Origin of the sequence: Haloarchaeobius amylolyticus, assembly GCF_026616195.1 — an archaeon.
GTDB classification, from domain to species: Archaea; Halobacteriota; Halobacteria; order Halobacteriales; family Natrialbaceae; genus Haloarchaeobius; species Haloarchaeobius amylolyticus.
Window position 1 is genome coordinate 94,994 of sequence record NZ_JANHDH010000002.1, and the last position, 17,246, is coordinate 112,239.

Below are 17,246 nucleotides of genomic sequence, written 5' to 3' on the forward strand. Positions count from 1 at the left end.
TCAGAGGCCCATGCCCATGGCCTCGTTGGTCGTCTCGATGCTCTCTGCGGCGGATTCGGTCCCGAGGACGGCGCGGATGGCGTCGACGTTCTCGGGGACCACGTCGGACTCCTGGTGGATGGCCTGGAACAGGTAGAGGTCGTTGCCCTCCATCGTCACGGAGGCGCCCCAGATGCAGTTCTCCCAGATGTCGGCGCGGGGGCGGCCCTGGTCCATGGCGTACTCCTTGAGCTTGCCGGCGCCGTCGATGTCCATGTTGTCGGGGACCACGAAGGTACGCGACTGCGATTCGAGCAGCTCGCGGACGTCCTCGGCGTCGGGGGTGGACTCGAGTTCGACGTTGATGCTGTGGGTGTGCATCAGGGTGGCGGGGACCTTCAGCCCGAGCGTGTCGATGTTCAGGTCGGGGAAGATGGTGTTGACGTCGGGGCCGTGGTGGCTCGGCAGGGTGACCGGGTTCGGCAGGATGTCGTTGATGGGGCCGCGGCCGGTCTGGCCGGGGTCGCCGCCGCGGCGGACCAGCGTGGCGCGGACCTTCTCGATGCCGTACTCCTCCTGCAGGGGCGCGACGAGCCGGGAGAGCCCGGTCGTGTTGCAGGAGACGACGCGGACGTAGTCGGCGTCGGCGGCCATCTCGTAGTTCGCGCGAGCGTTGAAGCTCACGTCGCCCACGTCGGCGTCCTCGCCGCCCTGGAACAGCGCCGGGGTGTCGTACTCCTCGTAGAGCGTCTTGTTGTCGGCGCCGATGCCCGACGGGCAGGCGTCGACCACGATGTCGGCGGCCGCGACGAGTTCGTCGACGGTCCCGGCGACCTCGATGCCGGCCTCGTCGAACTGGTCGAGGCGGTCCTCGATGGCGGCGTAGAGCGGGTAGCCCTTCTGGACCGCGGTCTCGGCCTCGAAGTTGGGGCGGGTCTTCGCGACGCCGAGGACTTCCATGTCGGGCTGGGCTGCGACGGCGTCAGCCACGCGCTTGCCGATGGTACCGTAGCCGTTGATGGCCACCTGTATCATACGCGAAGGTGCACAGACGCCGTGCATAACGGTTTCGAGGTCGGTACCTACTTCGGAGCCGAGTAAGTTCTCCGCGCCAGCGCGCAGTCCGGCGGTTCGGTCGTGACGGCGTGCTGTGGTGTGTGAACAGTGCTGGAGGTGGTAGGCGGCGATTACTCCGGTTCTCGCCACACGCAGTATGGTTCCATGCCTGCTAATGTGGAAATATTAAATATCAACGCGGTAATCTATACGATAGAGTATGTTGACCATCGGGGGGTTCGTAGCGGGGCTGGTCCTGTTCGTCGGGGGACTCAGGGCCATCCGCACGACGGGGGACCCGGGGAGCCCGGCCAACCAGGTGTTCGTTCGCGAGACCGCACACCGCGACAGCGCCATCCGGCACGTCCAGTGCGACGGGGCGGTCCTCGCGGTGCTCGGGCTGTTGTTGATGCTCGCGGTCACGCTCGTCTGACCGTCACGCAGGGGGGACGACCGCGACCCGCCACCGAGACGGCAAGGTCTATCAGCCGCCCCCGAGTTCCTCCGCGTATGACAGACCTCCAGGAGCCGGCGGAGACGGCCATCCGCCAGTGTCTCGCCGTCCAGCCAGACGAGTCCTGCGTCATCGTCACCGACGACACGCGCCAGCCCATCGGGGAGGCGCTGTACGACGCGGCCGCCGCCGTGACCGACGACGTGACCATCGCGCGCTACCCGCCGGGCGACCAGCACGGCGAGGAGCCGCCCGCGCCCGTCGCGGCCGCCATGGCAGCCAGCGACGTGTTCCTCGCGCCGACGACCAAGAGCATCAGCCACACCCGCGCTCGCGGCGACGCCTGCGAGGCGGGTGCACGCGGGTCGACGCTCCCGGGCATCACCGAGGAGGTGTTCACGACCGGCCTCGACGCCGACTACGAGAACATCGCCGCCGAGTGCGAGGCGATGCTCGAGCAGGTCGCCGACGCCGACGAGGTCCGCGTCACGACCGAGCTGGGCACCGACATCACGTTCGAGATCGGCGACCGCGACTGGCGCTCGGACACCGGGATGGTCCACGAGCCCGGCGACTTCTCGAACCTCCCCGCCGGCGAGGTGTTCGTCTCGCCCGAGAACGCCAACGGGACCTACGTCGTCGACGGCACCATCGACCCCCACGGCCTTCTTGGGGAGAACGAGACCGTGACCATCGAGGTCGAAGACGGGTTCGTGACGGCGACCGATTCGGACGAACTCGATGCGATGCTGGAGACCGCGGCCGAGGAAGTGGGGCAGGACGCCTACAATCTCGCCGAACTCGGCATCGGGACGAACGTCGCCGTGACGGAACTCGTGGGCTCGGTCCTGCTGGACGAGAAGGCCGGCGGCACCGTCCACATCGCCTTCGGGGACGACGCCGGCATCGGCGGCGACGTGAGCGCCCCCATCCACCAGGACGGCATCATCCGCGAGCCGACCGTGTATGCGGACGGGGAGGAAGTGGAACTGCCCGGCGGCGTGGAGTAGGGTCGGAGCAGGCCGGCGATTTTTGATCGGGAATCGTTTCTGGTCGAGTCGAATCACTGGCGTGAGGGAACACTCGATACGCAGGGACAGGTGGCGACGAGCGTCTGACTCGCGCCGATGGCAGTGAAAGACCGCAACCGCACCACGCCCTCCCCAGCCGACTCCCTTCGTTCCGTTTCACTCCACTCCGGTCGTCCCTCGCGCGAGTACGAACCCGCCGCCTCGCATTGCTCGGCGACGAGTCCGGTCGCGCGCCATGTGGATGGTCGGGACCAGATGACGGTGCCAGACGAACACCCTGGCGCGCGCTTTCGAGCGTGCTTCGCGCCAGCGAAGCCGCGAGTCGGCCTCGTGTGAGGGATGAGGAGCGCAGCGGAACGCAGTGGAGCGAGCACCGCAATCGGCTGGGGAGGGTGTGGTGCGGTCACGACGCCAGCGCGAGTGACCCGCCTTCCTCTCCCCGCAGGACGACGCACCCCGAGAGACCACTGCCGGACGGCGGCCTCGAACGACCGAGTGCCACACGCAACCACACGAGACGGACTCCGACGGCTTTTACCGCGCTCCCTGCTAGAACCGACTATGACCGAGGTCGCAGAACGTGTCGCCGTTCCCTGCCCATCGTGTGCGACGGGTGAGACCGTCCACGAGGTGCTCAAGGAGCGCGGCGACATGTACACGGTACGCTGTACGGAGTGCAGTCACGTCCACAAGGAGAAGATCGAGGAGGAGGAGACGGTGAACGTCAAGGTCGTCGTCAGCCAGGACGGCGAGTCCTTCACGGCCCGGGTCGACGCACCCGCCGAGGAGACCGTCGCGGTCGGCGAGGAGTTCATCCTCGACACCGAGGAGGCAATCATGACGGTGCGCATCACCGACCTCGAGGTCGGCAAGGAACAGCGCACCGACGAGGCACTCGCGAAGGACGTCGATACGTTCTGGACCCGCGCGGTCGGGAACGTCGGCGTGAACGTCACCATCCACCCGCGCGACGGGCGGAACAAGGAGACGCGCGCGGAGAAGGTCCACGTCCCCGGCGACTACGAGTTCACCGTGGGCGAGACCGAGGTGTTCGGCGAGAGCGAGTTCACCATCAAGGGCATCGCGGTCCGCCAGGACGCCGAGGGCTACGACTTCGACCACGTCGACCACGACGGGGACACGGTCGTCGCCAAGGACGCAAAGCGCGTCTACGCCTGGGACGAGGAGACGACCGCCTGGTCCGCCTGGTAAGCCCGCCCACCCTTCTCAACGCGAACCGATTTCAGGCTCGCGGTCCAACTCTCACGGACAGGCGACACCCATGTCCACCGATTTCGAGGCCGCCCGCGAGTCGCTGGTCTCCCGGCTGGCCAGCCGCCAGCGCATCGAACGCGAGTCGACGCTCGAGGCGATGGGGGCCGTCCCGCGCCACGAGTTCGTCCCGGAGCGCCACCGGCAGGAGGCGTACGCGGACCGGCCGCTGCCCATCGGTGACGGTGCGACCATCAGCGCGCCGCACATGGTCGCGATGATGGTCGACGAGCTCGCCCTGGAACCCGGGGACCGGGTGCTTGAGGTCGGCACAGGCTGTGGCTACCACGCCGCCGTGACTGCCGAGGTAGTCGGCGCGGCGAACGTCTTCTCGGTGGAGTACAGCGAGCAGCTGGCGGCGCAGGCCCGCGAGCGTCTCGACCGGCTGGGCTACGGGGACATCTCCATCCGGACCGGTGACGGGCGCGAGGGCTGGCCCGAGCACGCGCCATACGACGCGGCGTACCTGACCTGCGCGGCGGCCGAGTTCCCGACAGCCGTGGTCGAGCAGGTCCGCCCCGGCGGGCGGCTGCTCGCCCCCATCGGGACAGGGAGCCAGCGCCTCGTCGGGGCAACCCGGCGCGCCGACGGCTCGCTGGAGACGCAGGACCTCGGCGGGGTCCGCTTCGTCAGGATGCAAGGTTGACGTGGCCGGCCCGCCATGGGTCGGGCATGACCGGACAGACGGACACACCGACCGAGACGCTGTTCCTGCTGTGGGCCGCCCGCGAGACGGGCGTACTCGACGCGCTGGTCGCCGACGCCGACACGCCGGCCGAGGTCGCCGCCCAGACCGGTATCACCGAGCGAGCCGCCCGGCTGACCGTCGAGGCGCTGGCCGACGAGGGCTTCTTCTCGCCCGTCGACGGCGCCTACGAGCCGACGAACCGGGCGCTCGGCTTCCTCGCGGCGAGCGACCTCCGGTCGGTGAGTCGCCTCCCGCACGAACTCGACCGCCTCGCGGCCATGTGTGAGCTCCCCGAGACGATGCGGACCGGGGAGCCGCCGGCCCGAATGGCCGACTCCGACGACGCGACGTGGAACGAACTCGGCCACGTGCAGGCGACCGACGCGGCGACGGTCCGCGCCTGCGTCACGGCCGCCCAGCACGCCGCCGGCGGTCCCGACGGTGCACCCCTGGTCCTCGACGTGGGCGGTGCGCCGGGCACCTACGCGGTCGAGTTCGCCACGCGTGGGCACGACGTGACGTTGCTCGACACCGAGGCGCGACTGGCCGAGAGCGAGTCGCTCCTCGCGCACGAACCGGTAGAGACGGTCGTCGGTTCCCCCGATGCGCTGGCTGACCCGGAGACGCTGGCGGCCTCGGCCGACGTACCCGCCGCGGACTGCGTCTTCGTCCCGTTGCGGACCCACGAGTTCACGGCCGAGACGAACCGCGAACTCGTCGCGGGGGCGCACGACGTGCTCGCAGAACCGACCGACGACGGCGATGCTGGCGGCTGGCTCGTCGTCGTGGACCACCTTCGCGACCGCTCGCCCCGGGCCACGGCGACGACCGTCACCGAACTGGCCACGGGCGAGGGCGCGTGCTACGCCAGCGACCGGTACCGCGAGTGGCTCGACGCGGCCGGCTTCCGGGCGATACAGGTCCGTGACGTGCCCGGAACCGACAGACAGGTCGTCTGCGGACAGGCGCGACCTTGATATGCGTGCATCTCTGAGGCCGACGTATGGAGCACGCGGTGCTACGTGACGACATGGTCGACAGCCTCGAACACGACGCGAAGGGCGTCGTGTCGACAGAGGCGGTCGGCCTGGCCCTGCGGGAGGTCCCCCGTCACGAGTTCGTCGCGGACGAGCGCACCGCCTACACCGACCAGGCGCACGACCACGACGGGACCACGGTCCTCGCGCCGAGTCTGGTCGCCCGGCTGTTCGAGGCGCTCGAGGTCGAGGACGACGATTCGGTCCTCATCGTCGGCGCCGGCGTGGGCTACACCGCCGCCGTCGCCGCCGAGATCGCCGGCGCCAGGCACGTCCACGCGGTCGACATCACCCGACACGTCGTCTACGATGCCCGGACGAACCTCGCCTCGGCCGGCTACGAGGACGTGTTCGTCGACTGCCGGGACGGCGCGCGCGGGCTGCCGGAGTACGCGCCCTTCGACAAGATACTCGTCGAGGCGGCCGCCGTGGACCCGCCCCGGGCCCTCCTCAACCAGCTGGCCGACGACGGCCGGCTGGTGATGCCCCGTGGTGTCGGCGAGCAACACATCGCCGCGGTCGAGGACGGCGAGGAGGTCGACAGCTACGGCCCGGTCGTCTTCGCGCCCCTGCTGGTCGAGGGCGAGCAGGCGGGCGCCATCGAGCGCAACCGGACCGCGCGGGAGGACCGCGAGCGCGCGGCCCAGGCGGTCCAGCGCGGCTGGGAGTACGACTGGATCGAGTGGGACTGACTTTTCGCACGGCCGCCACTACTCCTCGATGACGAGGATGACCGTGTTCGCGCGCTGGTCGGCGTACTCGCTTCCTGCTGGGGGTTTGATGTCTATCTCGAGCGTGCCCTCTGCCTGATTCGGGCCGAGCGTCGGCGCGATGTCGAGGGTCGCCTGTCCCTCGGACCCTGTCTTCGCGGTGCGTATCCCGTCCAGTTTCGCGGTCTCGCCCTTGACGACGACGGTCGCGCCGGCGACGGGGTCGCCGTCCGTGTCGACGACGGTGATGGTCACGGACTGCTCGCCAGGCGTGACCACGTCGGGGTCCGGCTGGGCGTCGACCTCGGTGACGGTGAGAGCGCCGATGCCGGAGATCATGTTCATCATCACGGAGAGGCTGGCGACGCCGACCACGAGCGCGATGACGAGTCGGACGGGGAGGCCCTCGATGGCGCGGGTGTCGTCGCGGAGGCGGTCGAGTCGGGGACGCTCGCGTTGGCTGCGGTCGGGTCGGGGCCGGTCGCGTGTCATGCCGGGGTTGGTCCCGTGCTGGTATTTGAATGGTCGGTGTGGCTGGGTGCGCCAGCCGGGTCGGTCGGTACCGTGCTTGCTGCCGACGATGAGCCGGCTCGCGCTGGCGTCCATGCCCGCGACCGCACCCACAGCACCGCGACCGCACCACGCCCTCCCCAGCCGACTCCCTCCTCTCCGTTTCACTTCGCTCCGGTCGTCCCTCGCGCGGCTCCGGTTCGCCGTCTCACTGGCGTTCGACGGCCTCACCAGCGCGCGCCGGTGGTTCCTGACCGGGTGAAGCTTCAAACCCGAAGCCGGGCCCACACCCGGCATGGTCGTCATCGGACGGGACGCAGACGAGACGGGCGAGACGGTCGACCTCGGGCACTTCCGGGCCGCCGACGGGAGCCACGGCGCCCGGGTCGCCCTCGACTGCGAGTTCCCCCACGCGGGGCTGGTCGTCGGGAAGCGCGGGTACGGGAAGTCCTACACGCTCGGGGTCGTCGCCGAGGGGCTGGCGCGGGCACGCGGGGTCGCGCCCGTGGTCGTGGACCCACTTGGCGTGTTCACGACCCTGGCGTCGGGTACGGTGCCGGCGACGGTCGTCTCCGAGCCGCGGGTGTCCCCGGGGACCCTGCCACCTCGGGCGTGGTGTGGCCTGCTCGGGCTCGCCCCCGATTCGGCCGCCGGCGCGGTCCTCTGGCAGGTGGCGTCGGGTGCCGAGACGCTGGCAGCGATGCGCCGAGAACTCGAGGACCTGGAGTGCTCGGCGGTCGCGCGCCGGACCGTCCGGAACCACCTCGCGCTCGCGGAGTCGTGGGACGTGTTCGCGCCAGCGGGGCTCGACGCCGCCGCCCTCGCGACCGGCGAGGTGACGGTCCTCGACCTCGCCGGGGCGCCCACGACTGCGATGAACGCGGTGGTCCGGGCGGTCGCGACGGCGCTGTACGAGGCGCGCGTCGTGGGGTCGGTCGCCCGGCTCCCGTGGCTGCTCTGTGACGAGGCCCACGTCTTCTTCGACGGGGTGGCCGCCCCGGCGCTCCGGACCCTGCTCACCCGGGGGCGACAGCCGGGGGTGAGCCTGCTGGCCGCCACACAGCGACCGGGCGCGCTCCCGGACGTGGCCGTCTCGCAGGCGGACCTGCTGGTCGCCCATCGGCTGACCGACCGGGGCGACCTGGCCGCGCTCGACCGCGCCCGGCCCGCGTACGCCGCGGAGTCGCTCACTGCCGGCCTGCCGACCCGGCCGGGCGACGTGACGGTCGTCGACGACACGGCCGAGGCGGTCCACGCGGTTCGCGTCCGCGAGCGCGACACGCCACACGGGGGTGCGAGCCCACGGGCCGGGGCGGTCGAGACGCGTCGCCGCGGTGCCGGGAATCTCAAATGAACGTTTCAGTCTTCACCGCGGTTAAGTCCCGGACGGGACAAGGGTGAGGTGTCGACAGGAGTCGCCGCCCACGGTCATCCCCTATCCGACGTCATCCCCCAACATCCCGTATCCTGTCGGCACGCGTACCCAGCACCGGGGAAGCCGCCCTGCCCCGGTGTCTCCGATCCGACCAGCCACGGTTCGCCCCCGCCAGTCACGCCTGCGGTCGCGTCACACCGGGAGCACCTACCACGACGAGACACATGTCTGGTATCATACCTATTCTGACTAGATGGACAAACAGCTCTTTGGGTTAACGTGTCGCTTAATGGAATAGTCGAGAAAGTTTTCCCCGCATGTCAGATGAAAAGTCCCTCCAGCGCCGGACGTTCCTGAAAGCGACCGGCGGCGCCGCGGCTGCCGTGACACTCGCCGGCTGTTCGACCCAGGACGACACCGGGACGGACGACACGCAGAACACCGACGGTACCGACAGCACAGACACCGACGGCACCGACAAACCACCCGCGAAGTCGGACAAGACGTTCAAGATAACCAACGCGACGATGAGCACGATGGACCCGATCAAGGCCACGGACACGGCCTCCGGTCGGGTCATCCAGCAGGTCTTCGACGCCCTGATGAACTACCCGGACGCCCGCATCGAGGTCGAGCCGCTCCTCGCGAAGGACTACGAGGTGTCCGAGGACTTCCTGACGTACACGTTCGATCTGAAGGAGGGCGCGAAGTTCCACAACGGCGAGACCGTCACCGCCCAGGACTTCGTCTACTCGTTCGAACGACTCGCGGCGTCGGACAACTCCCGCCGCGGCTACTTCATCCTCGACTCGATGGGGGTGAAACACGAGACGAAGACCATCACGACCGACGACGGCGAGGAGAAGGAGGTGTACAAGCCCGGGACCATCGCCGTGGAGGCGGTCGACGACACCACCCTCGAGATCGAGCTCGCGAGCCCGTTCCACTCCACGCTCGAGATGCTCGCCTACACCGCCTTCGCGGCCCTCCCCGAGGGCATCCTCGGCGACATCCAGGGTTACGACGGCGAGATGAGCCACTCGAAGTTCGCGACGGAGAACCCCGTCGGCGCGGGCCCGTTCCAGTTCGACAACTGGGAGACCAACACCCAGGTCTCGGTCACGCGCTTCGAGGACTACCACGGGACCACCGCGACCATCGGCGGCGTCCACTGGCAGATCATCACCGACCCCGACGCGCTGTACAACTACGGCCAGAACAAGAACTCCGACCTGCCCTCGATTCCGACGTCGAAGTACGACCCGAGCCTCGTCAGCATCGAGAACACCGACGACGTCGGGCGAAAGACCGGGACCTACGGCCCGATGCGGAACGGTGAGACGGCCGACTACCTGTCGGTCCCCACCATCAACACGTACTACATCGGCCTGAACGCCAAGAACGTGAAGGGTCCCGCCCGGAAGGCCATCGCCTACGCGATGAACCAGAAGGAGGGCGTCGAGCAGGTGTTCAAGGGCCGCGGCAAGGCGGCCTACCACTTCACGCCGCCCAGCATCTACCCCGGCGGCGTCTCCGCGTACGACGAGCACGCGAAGAACAACTACCCGTACGGCTACAACACGACCGACCTCGAGTCCGCACGCCAGGTCATGGAGGACGCCGGCTACGGCCCGAACAACAAGTACGAGGTCACGTTCACGACCTACCAGTCCGACACGTGGCAGGGCCTGGGCAAGATCCTCCGCGACAAGCTCAGCAGTGCACACGTCAACATGAAGCTCGAGGAGGCGCCGTTCTCGACGCTCCTCAACCGCGGTCGGAAGGGGAACCTCGCGGCGTTCTCGCTCGGGTGGATCATGGACTGGCCCGCCCCGGACAACTTCTGGGGCCAGATGGCGCCCCCGGAGATCACGGACACCACCGGCGGCGCGGCCGGCGCGTACGTCGACTGGGACGACGCCCAGGGCGACGGGACCAGTCAGGCGAAGAACGCGTGGGAGACCATCCAGAACAACCAGGCACCGACCGGCCAGAAGGCCAAGAAGCGCGAGCAGGCCTACGTCACGCTCGAGGAGGCCAACTGGCAGGACATGGTCCTGCTGCCGGCCTACCACGCGGTCTCCGAGCGCTTCGCGTACGACTGGGTCGACGTCAACAAGTACGGCGCTGGCGGCGACTCGCGCCAGAAACTCCACAAGGTCCGCATCGGCAACCGAGGATAGGGGACCACCGACCCGCCCACGACACTGCTGTCATCCCACTGCGGTCTGTTTCTTCGGTCGTCGCCCGACCCAGCTCGACCCATAGTCACGCCTCTCGGGAGAACTCGATTTCGACACACAGTCACACCTCGGGGGTGTTGGTTCGTCAGGAAGGGGGGGTTGGGGGGAGTATGGGGGTGGCGACAGCGGTTAGCTGCTCATTCGCCATCTACTCGTATGCGAGGAACGGGATTAACCGTTTACTCTAATCCCTTCGTGTCTACGAACCGTGTACTCTAATCAGTTAGAGTCGGCTTCGAACACCGACTCGACGAGCTTGCGTTCGGCCGCGCGCAGGTGGTAGTGGTACGTCGGCGGCGTCACGTCGAGCGCGTCCGCGAGCTTCTCGCCCGTGACGCCCCGCGGCCACGCGTAGAAGCCGGCGTAGAAGGCCGCCTGCAGGGCCTCGAACTGCCGGTCGGTCAGCTCGCTCTCGACCCAGGTGCGCAGGTCACGGGTCTTCCGCGCGGTGCTGGTCGTCTCCCGGCGCGCGCCGAGTTCGGTCCCGGGGTAGGTCTCCTGGATGTCGTTCCAGAGCCCGCGGGTGTCCCCGCCCTGGGGCAACTCGACGAGGAGTTCGGTCACCCCGTCCGTCGCCTCCAGCTCCCGGAGCGAACCGTCGTACTCCCGCAGCAGTTCGAACAGCCGCGGCTCGGCCAGCCGGAGTTCGAACAGCGTCCGCTGGTCGTCCTCGTCCTCCGTGATGCGGGTGATGGAGGTGACCGCCGACCAGTCCGCGACCGTCTCCTCGACCGCGTCCGGGGCCACGCCCTCGATGGTGACGAAACAGAGGTGGGTCCCGTCGGGCCGGGCGATGGCGCCGTCGAGCGTCAGCGTCCCGCCCACCTGCTTCGAGAGCCGGCTGAACGAGAGGCGCTCGTCGTCGACGCGGAACTCGAGTTCGATGCGGCTGTCCGTGACGAGCGCCCGCGTCCGCTCGACGGCGTGGATGGCGTACCCGATGGTCTGGCCGAGTTCGGCCAGCACCTCGACCTCCCGGTCGGTGACGGTCTCCGGCGTCGAGACGTGCAACACGAGCACGCTGTAGACCCGTTCGTTGTCGACCAGTGGGACCGCCACGACGGTCTGGAACCCGTAGGTCAGCGACTCGGTCCGGCGCTCCTCCCAGTCGGGCGCGTTCAGGACGTTCTCGATGACCTGGACGGACTGCTCCTCGGTCGCCCGCCGGCAGAGGTCGCCCTCGGGCGTGGACTCCTCGGCGGTGTCGCCGACGCGGTCCATGTAGTTCGCGTCCGCGTCCGCCCAGACCAGCGGCGACATCGACTCGGTCGCCGGGTCGACCTCGCCGACCCACGTGCAGACGTACGGGTCCGCGTCCGCGAGCCGGTCGCACACCGCCTGCTCGATCTCGCGTCGGGTCGAGGCCTGTGCGACCGCCCGGTTCACGTCCCGGACGATCTTGTTCGTGTGGTTGAGCTTCCGGAGCTCCTCGTTCTGCCGACTCAGGGTCCGGTCGTGGTCCCGGAGCAACTGCTCGCGCTCGGCCCGGTCGAGCGCCGCCTCGGTGTTCGCCGCGAGGATGTGCAACATCTCGATGGTGGACTCGTCGAGGCCGTCGACCTCGCCACTGGCGGCGACGATGGCCCCGTGGGTCCCCAGCGGGATGACGAGCTCGCTCTCGACGCCGGCACAGAGCCCACTGCCGTCCTCGACGTCCGGGAAGTACCGCGACTCGCCCGCGCTGAACGCCGACCAGACGTTGCTCTCGCCGCGCTCGATGCTCGGCGGCGACTCCAGCAACTCCGGGGTGTTCGGCGTCGTCGCCGCCGGCTCCAGCGTGCCGACCTCGCTGTCGAACTGGTAGACGACGAGCGCCGACAGCCCGAGCAGGTCCCCGGCCGTCCCCGCCGTCGTCTCGCAGATGTCCTCGTACGTCTCCGCCCGCATCAGGTCGCGGGTCGTCTCGTGGAGCGTGTTCAGGGTCTGCTCGTACTGCTTGCGCTCCGTGATGTCCGTCGCGATGGTCAGCACTGCCTGCTCGCCCTCGTACTCGATGGCGCGCGAGGTCGTCTCGACGTGCTTGACCGTCCCGTCGTCCGTGACGATGCGCCGCTCGCGCCGGGTCGGTTCGACCGTCCCCTGTTCGACCTCGTTGATCGTCGCCTCGACCTCGTCGAGGTCGGTCGCCGGGACGATGTCGGCGATGGAGCGATCCATGATGGCCTCGGCACTCTCGGCCCTCAGCAGGGACACCACGGCTGGGTTCGCGTACACCACGTCGAGGTCGCGGTGCACCAGGATGGGGTTCGGCGACACCTCGACCAGCGTCCGGTAGCGCTCGCTGCTCTCGCGGCGCTCGCTCTCGATGACCGACCGCTCGACCGCGCTCGCCAGCACCGTCGCGACGTTCTGGAGGAACGTCACGTCGTCCTGGGTGAACTTCCGGTGCGTGCTCGCGTGCGCCTCCAGCACACCCCACGTCTCGCCGCGTAGCCCGATGGCCACGCACGCCCCGCTCTGGACCGGCGCATCGAGCATCACTCCGTTCGGCTCGAAGCGCTCCTCCTCGGCGATGTCGTCGACCACGACGACCGGCGTGTCGTCCGCGTCGACCACGTACCGGGCCTGCGCCGACGGGGTCGCCTCCGCATCCCACCCGACCTCAGCCTCCGGTAGCAACTCGCCCGTCGAACCGCTCCGTCGCAACACCCGGACGTGACTCACGTCCAGCGCCCGCGCGACCCGCCGCACCGTCGTCTCGAACAGCACGTCGAGCTGTGGCTCGTTCAGCGCCTGCTGGCCGATGGCCGCGACCGCCTCCTGCTGTCTGACCCGGTCCCGGAGGGCGCTCTCGGTCCGGTACTGCGACACCGCGTTCCCGATCTGGTTCGCCAGCAGCGTGAACCGGTCCCGTCCCGGCTTCTTCTGCAGGTACTGCGTCACGCCCGCCGCGATGGCCTCGCTAGCGATCTCCTCGGACCCCTTCCCCGTGAAGAGGATGAACGGCAACCGCTCGTCGCGCTCCCGGACCGCCTCCAGCAACTCCAGCCCGTTCATCACGGGCATATCGTAGTCACTCACGATGCAGTCGACCGGCCGGCCGTCGTCGAGCGCAGCCAGCGCGGCCTCTCCATCCGGAACCGGCACGATATCCAGCGCCGCGTTCTCCCGTTCGAGCATCGCCTTCGACACGTCCGCGAAGTCCGGGTCGTTGTCGACGAACAGTACGGTCACCCCGTCGGTCGTCGCGCCCCGTGGTTCGAACTGCCCGATCCCGTCCTGCGACATGCTACCGGATACGGGCGCAAGGTACTAAACGATTAGAGTCGCTGGAGTGTCGTTTCCCTCCCCTGCCGAGGGGCGGGTATTGATCGAGATGGCTGGAAAATACCGCGAATCGGCTGTTCTGGATACTGTCGGGAGAGCCAGACCTGGCACGGGCTGTGCTCGGATGGGTGATTCGCTCGAACAGGAGCGAGGCGGGATTTGAACCCTGTGCAGACGGTCCGGGCGTGCGGTCTCACCTTCGTTCGACCGTTCCGGGCTGCGACTGCTGGTGTTCAGATCCCTCTGTGAGGGCGTTCTCGCTCACGGAGACGAGCAGACGCTACGCGGTGCTCGTCGAGTAGTTCGCTTGAGAAAGCGCCCGAGGCGGGATTTGAACCCGCGTCACGACCGTGACAGGGTCGTATGATGGGCCACTACACCACCCGGGCTCCCTGCACTCATTGCTAACTGCCGGGTACTTTTATGCCTTTTCAATCGTCGGTCCTGTGTCCCGCGTTCTCACGGGTCCAGAACCGCGAGCCGCGAGGCTACGCGGGTCGGTCGTCGAAGAATGAAACTACGTCGGTCGTCGAGCCTTAGAGGCGGACGACGTTCGCAGCGCGCGGACCCTTCGGGGAGTCCTCGATTTCGAACTCTACTTCCTGCCCTTCCTCGAGATCCGGACCGCCAACGTCCTCCATGTGGAAGAAAACGTCCTCGTCCGCGTCCTCGGTGTCGATGAAGCCGTAACCGCCAGTGTCGTTGAAGAAATCAACCTTGCCTGTCGCCATTGCTTCTGAGACGAGAGGCCCCGGACGGATAAGCGTTCCTAGAGGACTGGTACCACGACTATCGGTCCCGGGAGGGTCGTCCCCCGAAGTACCGCTCCACGAGGAACTCTGACGCCCAGTTGACCCGCGACAGGGGAGCCTTCGGCTGTGGGTCGTCGACCCGGAGCCGCATCTCGCCATCTCCGGTCTCCGTGACCGGAACCCAGTACGCGTCCCCGGTCTCGCGTGAGTGGACGGCGTAGGCGTCGATCTGGTCGGCCGAGTACGGCACGTCGACCCGTCCATCCGACCCGACGGTCGAACTGTACAGGTTGAACCGGACCGTACCGTTCACCCAGCTCCCCGTCTTGCACTGGACCCGGTGGAGCCGGTCGCCATCGTCGACGATCAGGTCGTAGCGGTCGCTGTCCCCGAACGGGACCGATACCGACAGCCCGAGCCGCATCAACTCGGCGAGGACGAGCGCTTCGGTCTCGTCGCCCTTCCGTGAGGTGTTCACGTCGAGGCTTGCGCGTTATCGGGGAAGAACTCGGGGGCGAGACGTCTCCGACTCGATTGCTGCTCGTGGTCGTGAAATGGGAGGAGTGTCCGAGGCGGGATTTGAACCCTGTGCAGACGATCTGGCTCGCTTCGCTCGCCGGCTGCGACTGCTGGTGTTCGAATCCCTCTGTGGGGGTCTTCTCGCTCACGGAGACGAGCACACGCTACGCGGTACTCGTCGAATAGTTCGCTTGAGAAAGCGCCCGAGGCGGGATTTGAACCCGCGTCACGACCGTGACAGGGTCGTATGATGGGCCACTACACCACCCGGGCTTCCTGCAACCACTCGTTTCGCAGTCGCAGTATTAAGGCTTTCCAATCGATGGGCGTGTGGTAGGGGAGGGCGTGGGGCAAACCATTTAGTACAGTAGTGCAATCGTGAGACTGTAACATCTATTCGCAACTGGGACACCTCGGTCCTGCGAACCCCCGTCGGGCTGACGGGAACCGATAGTGCTAAGTCTCGGACGACTTGGCAAGCGTTAAATGGGTCCCACTAATAGTGACCTGTAGTATCTCGTGACAGCAGCTTCTCCCTCTGGCCAGACACACCCATGGTAGACGTAAGCCAACATGAAATGGTTCCGGAGCACACCGTCCTCGACGAGGACGAACTCGAGGATGTGCTCACGGAGTACGACATCGATAGCACAGACCTGCCGAAGATCAAGCGCACGGATCCCGCGCTCCCCGACGACGCCGAGGTCGGCGACGTCATCAAGGTCGTCCGGGACTCGCGAACAACAGACGAGGCGGTCGTATACCGACTCGTGGTGGAGTGAACAATGGACCGATCAAAACGACGCGCGATTTCGAAGGAGTACTTCTCGAAGGACAGACTCGCAGAACACCACTTCCGTTCGTTCAACGCGTTCCTCATGCGGGGGATGCAGGAGGTCGTCGACGAGAAGGCGACCATCGAGACGGACATCGGCGACAAGGAAGGCGAGGAACCGGTGCACGTCGAGCTGGGCGACGTTCGCGTCGTGACCCCGCGTGTGCGCGAGGCCGACGGGTCCGAAGAACTGCTCTACCCGCAGGAGGCTCGCCTGCGCAACATCACCTACTCCGCGCCCGTGTTCATGGAGATGTCCATCGTGAAGGGCGAGGAGGGCGAGGAGCGCGTGGTCGACTCCACGGAGACGAAGGTGGGCCGGATGCCCATCATGGTCGGCTCCGAGAAGTGTAACATCGCGGGCTTCTCCGACGAGGAGCTCATCGAGATCGGCGAGGACCCCGCCGACCCCGGTGGCTACTTCATCGTCAACGGCTCCGAGCGCGTCCTGATGACGAGCGAGGACCTCGCCCCGAACAAGATCCTCGCGGAGTACGACACCAAGTACGGCGACGAGATCCAGGTCGCGAAGACGTTCAGTCAGCGCCGGGGGTACCGCGCGCTGGTGCTGACCGAGCGGAACCGCGAGGGCCTGCTCGAGGTCTCGTTCCCGTCGGTCTCTGGCAGCATCAACTTCGTGACGCTCGTGCGCGCACTCGGCCTCGAATCCGACGAGGAGATCGTCCACCGCGTCAGCGACGACCCCGAGGTCGTCAAGTACATGCTGGAGAACCTGGAAGCCGCGGAGGTCCAGTCCCAGGAGGAGGCCATCGAGAAACTGGGCAAGCGCGTCGCCTCCGGGCAGGGCAAGAACTACCAGCTCAAGCGCGCGAACTACGTCATCGACCGCTACCTCCTCCCGCACCTCCACGAGGACGGCGTCGAGGAGGAGGACGTGCGCATCAACAAGGCGTTCTACCTCTGCCGGATGGCCGAGGCGTGTTTCGAGCTCGCACTCCAGCGCCGCGACTCGGACGACAAGGACCACTACGCCAACAAGCGGCTGAAGGTCTCCGGCGACCTGATGAAGGACCTGTTCCGGACCGCGCTGAACAAACTGGCGCGTGACGTGAAGTACCAGCTCGAGCGCGCCAACATGCGCAACCGGCAGCTCTCCGTGAACACGGTCGTTCGTTCGGACGTGCTGACCGAGCGCCTGGAGCACCCCATCGCGACGGGGAACTGGGTGGGTGGCCGCTCCGGCGTCTCCCAGCTGGTCGACCGGACGGACTTCATGGGTGTGCTGTCGCACCTGCGCCGGCTGCGCTCGCCGCTCTCGCGGTCGCAGCCGCACTTCGAGGCACGCGACCTGCACGCGACCCAGTGGGGTCGCATCTGCCCCTCCGAGACCCCGGAGGGACCGAACTGTGGGCTGGTGAAGAACTTCGCCCAGGCCATGGAGCTGTCGCAGAACATCGAGGACGAACAGGCGCTCAAGCGCGAGCTCGCGTCGATGGGGGTACAGGGTATCCCCGGACTCGAGGGACAGGGTCAGGAGCAACCCGCGGACGACTAAAC

The 17,246-nt window shown here is 67.8% G+C and carries 15 protein-coding genes and 2 tRNA genes; 10 read left to right on the forward strand and 7 right to left on the reverse strand.

Features of this window, described 5'->3' with window-relative positions; genetic code table 11:
• Positions 1-1,014, reverse strand: a complete 1,014-nt coding sequence (locus NOV86_RS12905) for a type II glyceraldehyde-3-phosphate dehydrogenase (RefSeq protein ID WP_267641875.1) — start codon at positions 1,012-1,014, stop codon at positions 1-3.
• A gap of 241 nt (positions 1,015-1,255) precedes the next feature.
• Here NOV86_RS12905 and NOV86_RS12910 point away from each other — a divergent pair, with 241 nt between their 5' ends.
• The 6 genes from NOV86_RS12910 (at position 1,256) to NOV86_RS12935 (ending at position 6,209) form a co-directional block, all read left to right on the forward strand.
• Positions 1,256-1,468, forward strand: coding sequence for a hypothetical protein (locus NOV86_RS12910; protein WP_267641876.1), 213 nt, complete (start codon positions 1,256-1,258; stop codon positions 1,466-1,468).
• A 77-nt stretch (positions 1,469-1,545) separates the two neighbouring features.
• Entirely contained in the window at positions 1,546-2,499 is a 954-nt protein-coding gene (locus NOV86_RS12915) for an aminopeptidase (protein ID WP_267641879.1), read from the forward strand.
• Between the two features lie 582 nt (positions 2,500-3,081).
• On the forward strand, positions 3,082-3,732 hold the full coding sequence (locus tag NOV86_RS12920; protein ID WP_267641880.1) for an HVO_0476 family zinc finger protein: 651 nt from the start codon (positions 3,082-3,084) through the stop codon (positions 3,730-3,732).
• 70 nt (positions 3,733-3,802) lie between these two features.
• Positions 3,803-4,438, forward strand: a complete 636-nt coding sequence (locus tag NOV86_RS12925) for a protein-L-isoaspartate(D-aspartate) O-methyltransferase (protein ID WP_267641881.1) — start codon at positions 3,803-3,805, stop codon at positions 4,436-4,438.
• A 26-nt stretch (positions 4,439-4,464) separates the two neighbouring features.
• Positions 4,465-5,457, forward strand: a complete 993-nt coding sequence (locus NOV86_RS12930) for a class I SAM-dependent methyltransferase (RefSeq protein WP_267641882.1) — start codon at positions 4,465-4,467, stop codon at positions 5,455-5,457.
• A 26-nt stretch (positions 5,458-5,483) separates the two neighbouring features.
• Positions 5,484-6,209 (forward strand): protein-L-isoaspartate O-methyltransferase family protein, encoded by a 726-nt coding sequence (locus NOV86_RS12935; RefSeq protein WP_267641883.1) that lies wholly within the window; start codon positions 5,484-5,486, stop codon positions 6,207-6,209.
• Positions 6,210-6,227: 18 nt separating this feature from the next.
• On the opposite strand, the gene NOV86_RS12940 is transcribed toward NOV86_RS12935, so the two are convergent.
• Positions 6,228-6,719 (reverse strand): DUF7382 domain-containing protein, encoded by a 492-nt coding sequence (locus NOV86_RS12940; RefSeq protein WP_267643113.1) that lies wholly within the window; start codon positions 6,717-6,719, stop codon positions 6,228-6,230.
• Positions 6,720-7,032: 313 nt separating this feature from the next.
• On the opposite strand from NOV86_RS12940, the gene NOV86_RS12945 reads away from it, so the two are divergent.
• Together NOV86_RS12945 and NOV86_RS12950 are read left to right on the forward strand one after the other, a co-directional pair.
• Positions 7,033-8,091, forward strand: coding sequence for an ATP-binding protein (locus tag NOV86_RS12945; RefSeq protein WP_267641885.1), 1,059 nt, complete (start codon positions 7,033-7,035; stop codon positions 8,089-8,091).
• 338 nt (positions 8,092-8,429) lie between these two features.
• Complete coding sequence (locus NOV86_RS12950; RefSeq protein ID WP_267641886.1) at positions 8,430-10,295, forward strand: ABC transporter substrate-binding protein; 1,866 nt, start codon at positions 8,430-8,432, stop codon at positions 10,293-10,295.
• A 279-nt stretch (positions 10,296-10,574) separates the two neighbouring features.
• Here the strand turns inward: NOV86_RS12950 and NOV86_RS12955 are convergent, their stop codons facing one another.
• From NOV86_RS12955 to NOV86_RS12975, 5 genes are all read right to left on the reverse strand, one after another.
• Positions 10,575-13,583, reverse strand: a complete 3,009-nt coding sequence (locus NOV86_RS12955; RefSeq protein WP_267641887.1) for a bacterio-opsin activator domain-containing protein — start codon at positions 13,581-13,583, stop codon at positions 10,575-10,577.
• A gap of 355 nt (positions 13,584-13,938) precedes the next feature.
• Positions 13,939-14,011, reverse strand: a tRNA-Asp gene (locus tag NOV86_RS12960).
• Between the two features lie 147 nt (positions 14,012-14,158).
• A complete protein-coding gene (locus tag NOV86_RS12965) occupies positions 14,159-14,353 on the reverse strand; it encodes a cold-shock protein (RefSeq protein ID WP_267641889.1) in 195 nt (64 codons plus the stop codon).
• A 58-nt stretch (positions 14,354-14,411) separates the two neighbouring features.
• A complete protein-coding gene (locus NOV86_RS12970; protein ID WP_267641890.1) occupies positions 14,412-14,852 on the reverse strand; it encodes a group I intron-associated PD-(D/E)XK endonuclease in 441 nt (146 codons plus the stop codon).
• A gap of 241 nt (positions 14,853-15,093) precedes the next feature.
• Positions 15,094-15,166, reverse strand: a tRNA-Asp gene (locus NOV86_RS12975).
• A gap of 281 nt (positions 15,167-15,447) precedes the next feature.
• Here NOV86_RS12975 and NOV86_RS12980 point away from each other — a divergent pair.
• Both NOV86_RS12980 and NOV86_RS12985 read left to right on the forward strand, forming a co-directional pair.
• The gene (locus NOV86_RS12980; RefSeq protein ID WP_267641892.1) at positions 15,448-15,675 is read left to right on the forward strand and encodes a DNA-directed RNA polymerase subunit H; all 228 of its coding nucleotides are present in this window, start codon (positions 15,448-15,450) and stop codon (positions 15,673-15,675) included.
• Between the two features lie 3 nt (positions 15,676-15,678).
• Positions 15,679-17,244 (forward strand): DNA-directed RNA polymerase subunit B'', encoded by a 1,566-nt coding sequence (locus NOV86_RS12985; protein WP_267641894.1) that lies wholly within the window; start codon positions 15,679-15,681, stop codon positions 17,242-17,244.
• The last annotated feature ends 2 nt before the right edge of the window (positions 17,245-17,246 follow it).

Excerpts from the sequence above, each read along its gene's own strand:
- NOV86_RS12905 (WP_267641875.1), bottom strand. The coding sequence starts at position 1,014 with ATGATACAGGTGGCCATCAACGGCTACGGTACCATCGGCAAGCGCGTG.
- NOV86_RS12910 (WP_267641876.1), top strand. The coding sequence starts at position 1,256 with ATGTTGACCATCGGGGGGTTCGTAGCGGGGCTGGTCCTGTTCGTCGGG.
- NOV86_RS12915 (WP_267641879.1), top strand. The coding sequence starts at position 1,546 with ATGACAGACCTCCAGGAGCCGGCGGAGACGGCCATCCGCCAGTGTCTC.
- NOV86_RS12920 (WP_267641880.1), top strand. The coding sequence starts at position 3,082 with ATGACCGAGGTCGCAGAACGTGTCGCCGTTCCCTGCCCATCGTGTGCG.
- NOV86_RS12925 (WP_267641881.1), top strand. The coding sequence starts at position 3,803 with ATGTCCACCGATTTCGAGGCCGCCCGCGAGTCGCTGGTCTCCCGGCTG.
- NOV86_RS12930 (WP_267641882.1), top strand. The coding sequence starts at position 4,465 with ATGACCGGACAGACGGACACACCGACCGAGACGCTGTTCCTGCTGTGG.
- NOV86_RS12935 (WP_267641883.1), top strand. The coding sequence starts at position 5,484 with ATGGAGCACGCGGTGCTACGTGACGACATGGTCGACAGCCTCGAACAC.
- NOV86_RS12940 (WP_267643113.1), bottom strand. The coding sequence starts at position 6,719 with ATGACACGCGACCGGCCCCGACCCGACCGCAGCCAACGCGAGCGTCCC.
- NOV86_RS12945 (WP_267641885.1), top strand. The coding sequence starts at position 7,033 with ATGGTCGTCATCGGACGGGACGCAGACGAGACGGGCGAGACGGTCGAC.
- NOV86_RS12950 (WP_267641886.1), top strand. The coding sequence starts at position 8,430 with ATGTCAGATGAAAAGTCCCTCCAGCGCCGGACGTTCCTGAAAGCGACC.
- NOV86_RS12955 (WP_267641887.1), bottom strand. The coding sequence starts at position 13,583 with ATGTCGCAGGACGGGATCGGGCAGTTCGAACCACGGGGCGCGACGACC.
- NOV86_RS12965 (WP_267641889.1), bottom strand. The coding sequence starts at position 14,353 with ATGGCGACAGGCAAGGTTGATTTCTTCAACGACACTGGCGGTTACGGC.
- NOV86_RS12980 (WP_267641892.1), top strand. The coding sequence starts at position 15,448 with ATGGTAGACGTAAGCCAACATGAAATGGTTCCGGAGCACACCGTCCTC.
- NOV86_RS12985 (WP_267641894.1), top strand. The coding sequence starts at position 15,679 with ATGGACCGATCAAAACGACGCGCGATTTCGAAGGAGTACTTCTCGAAG.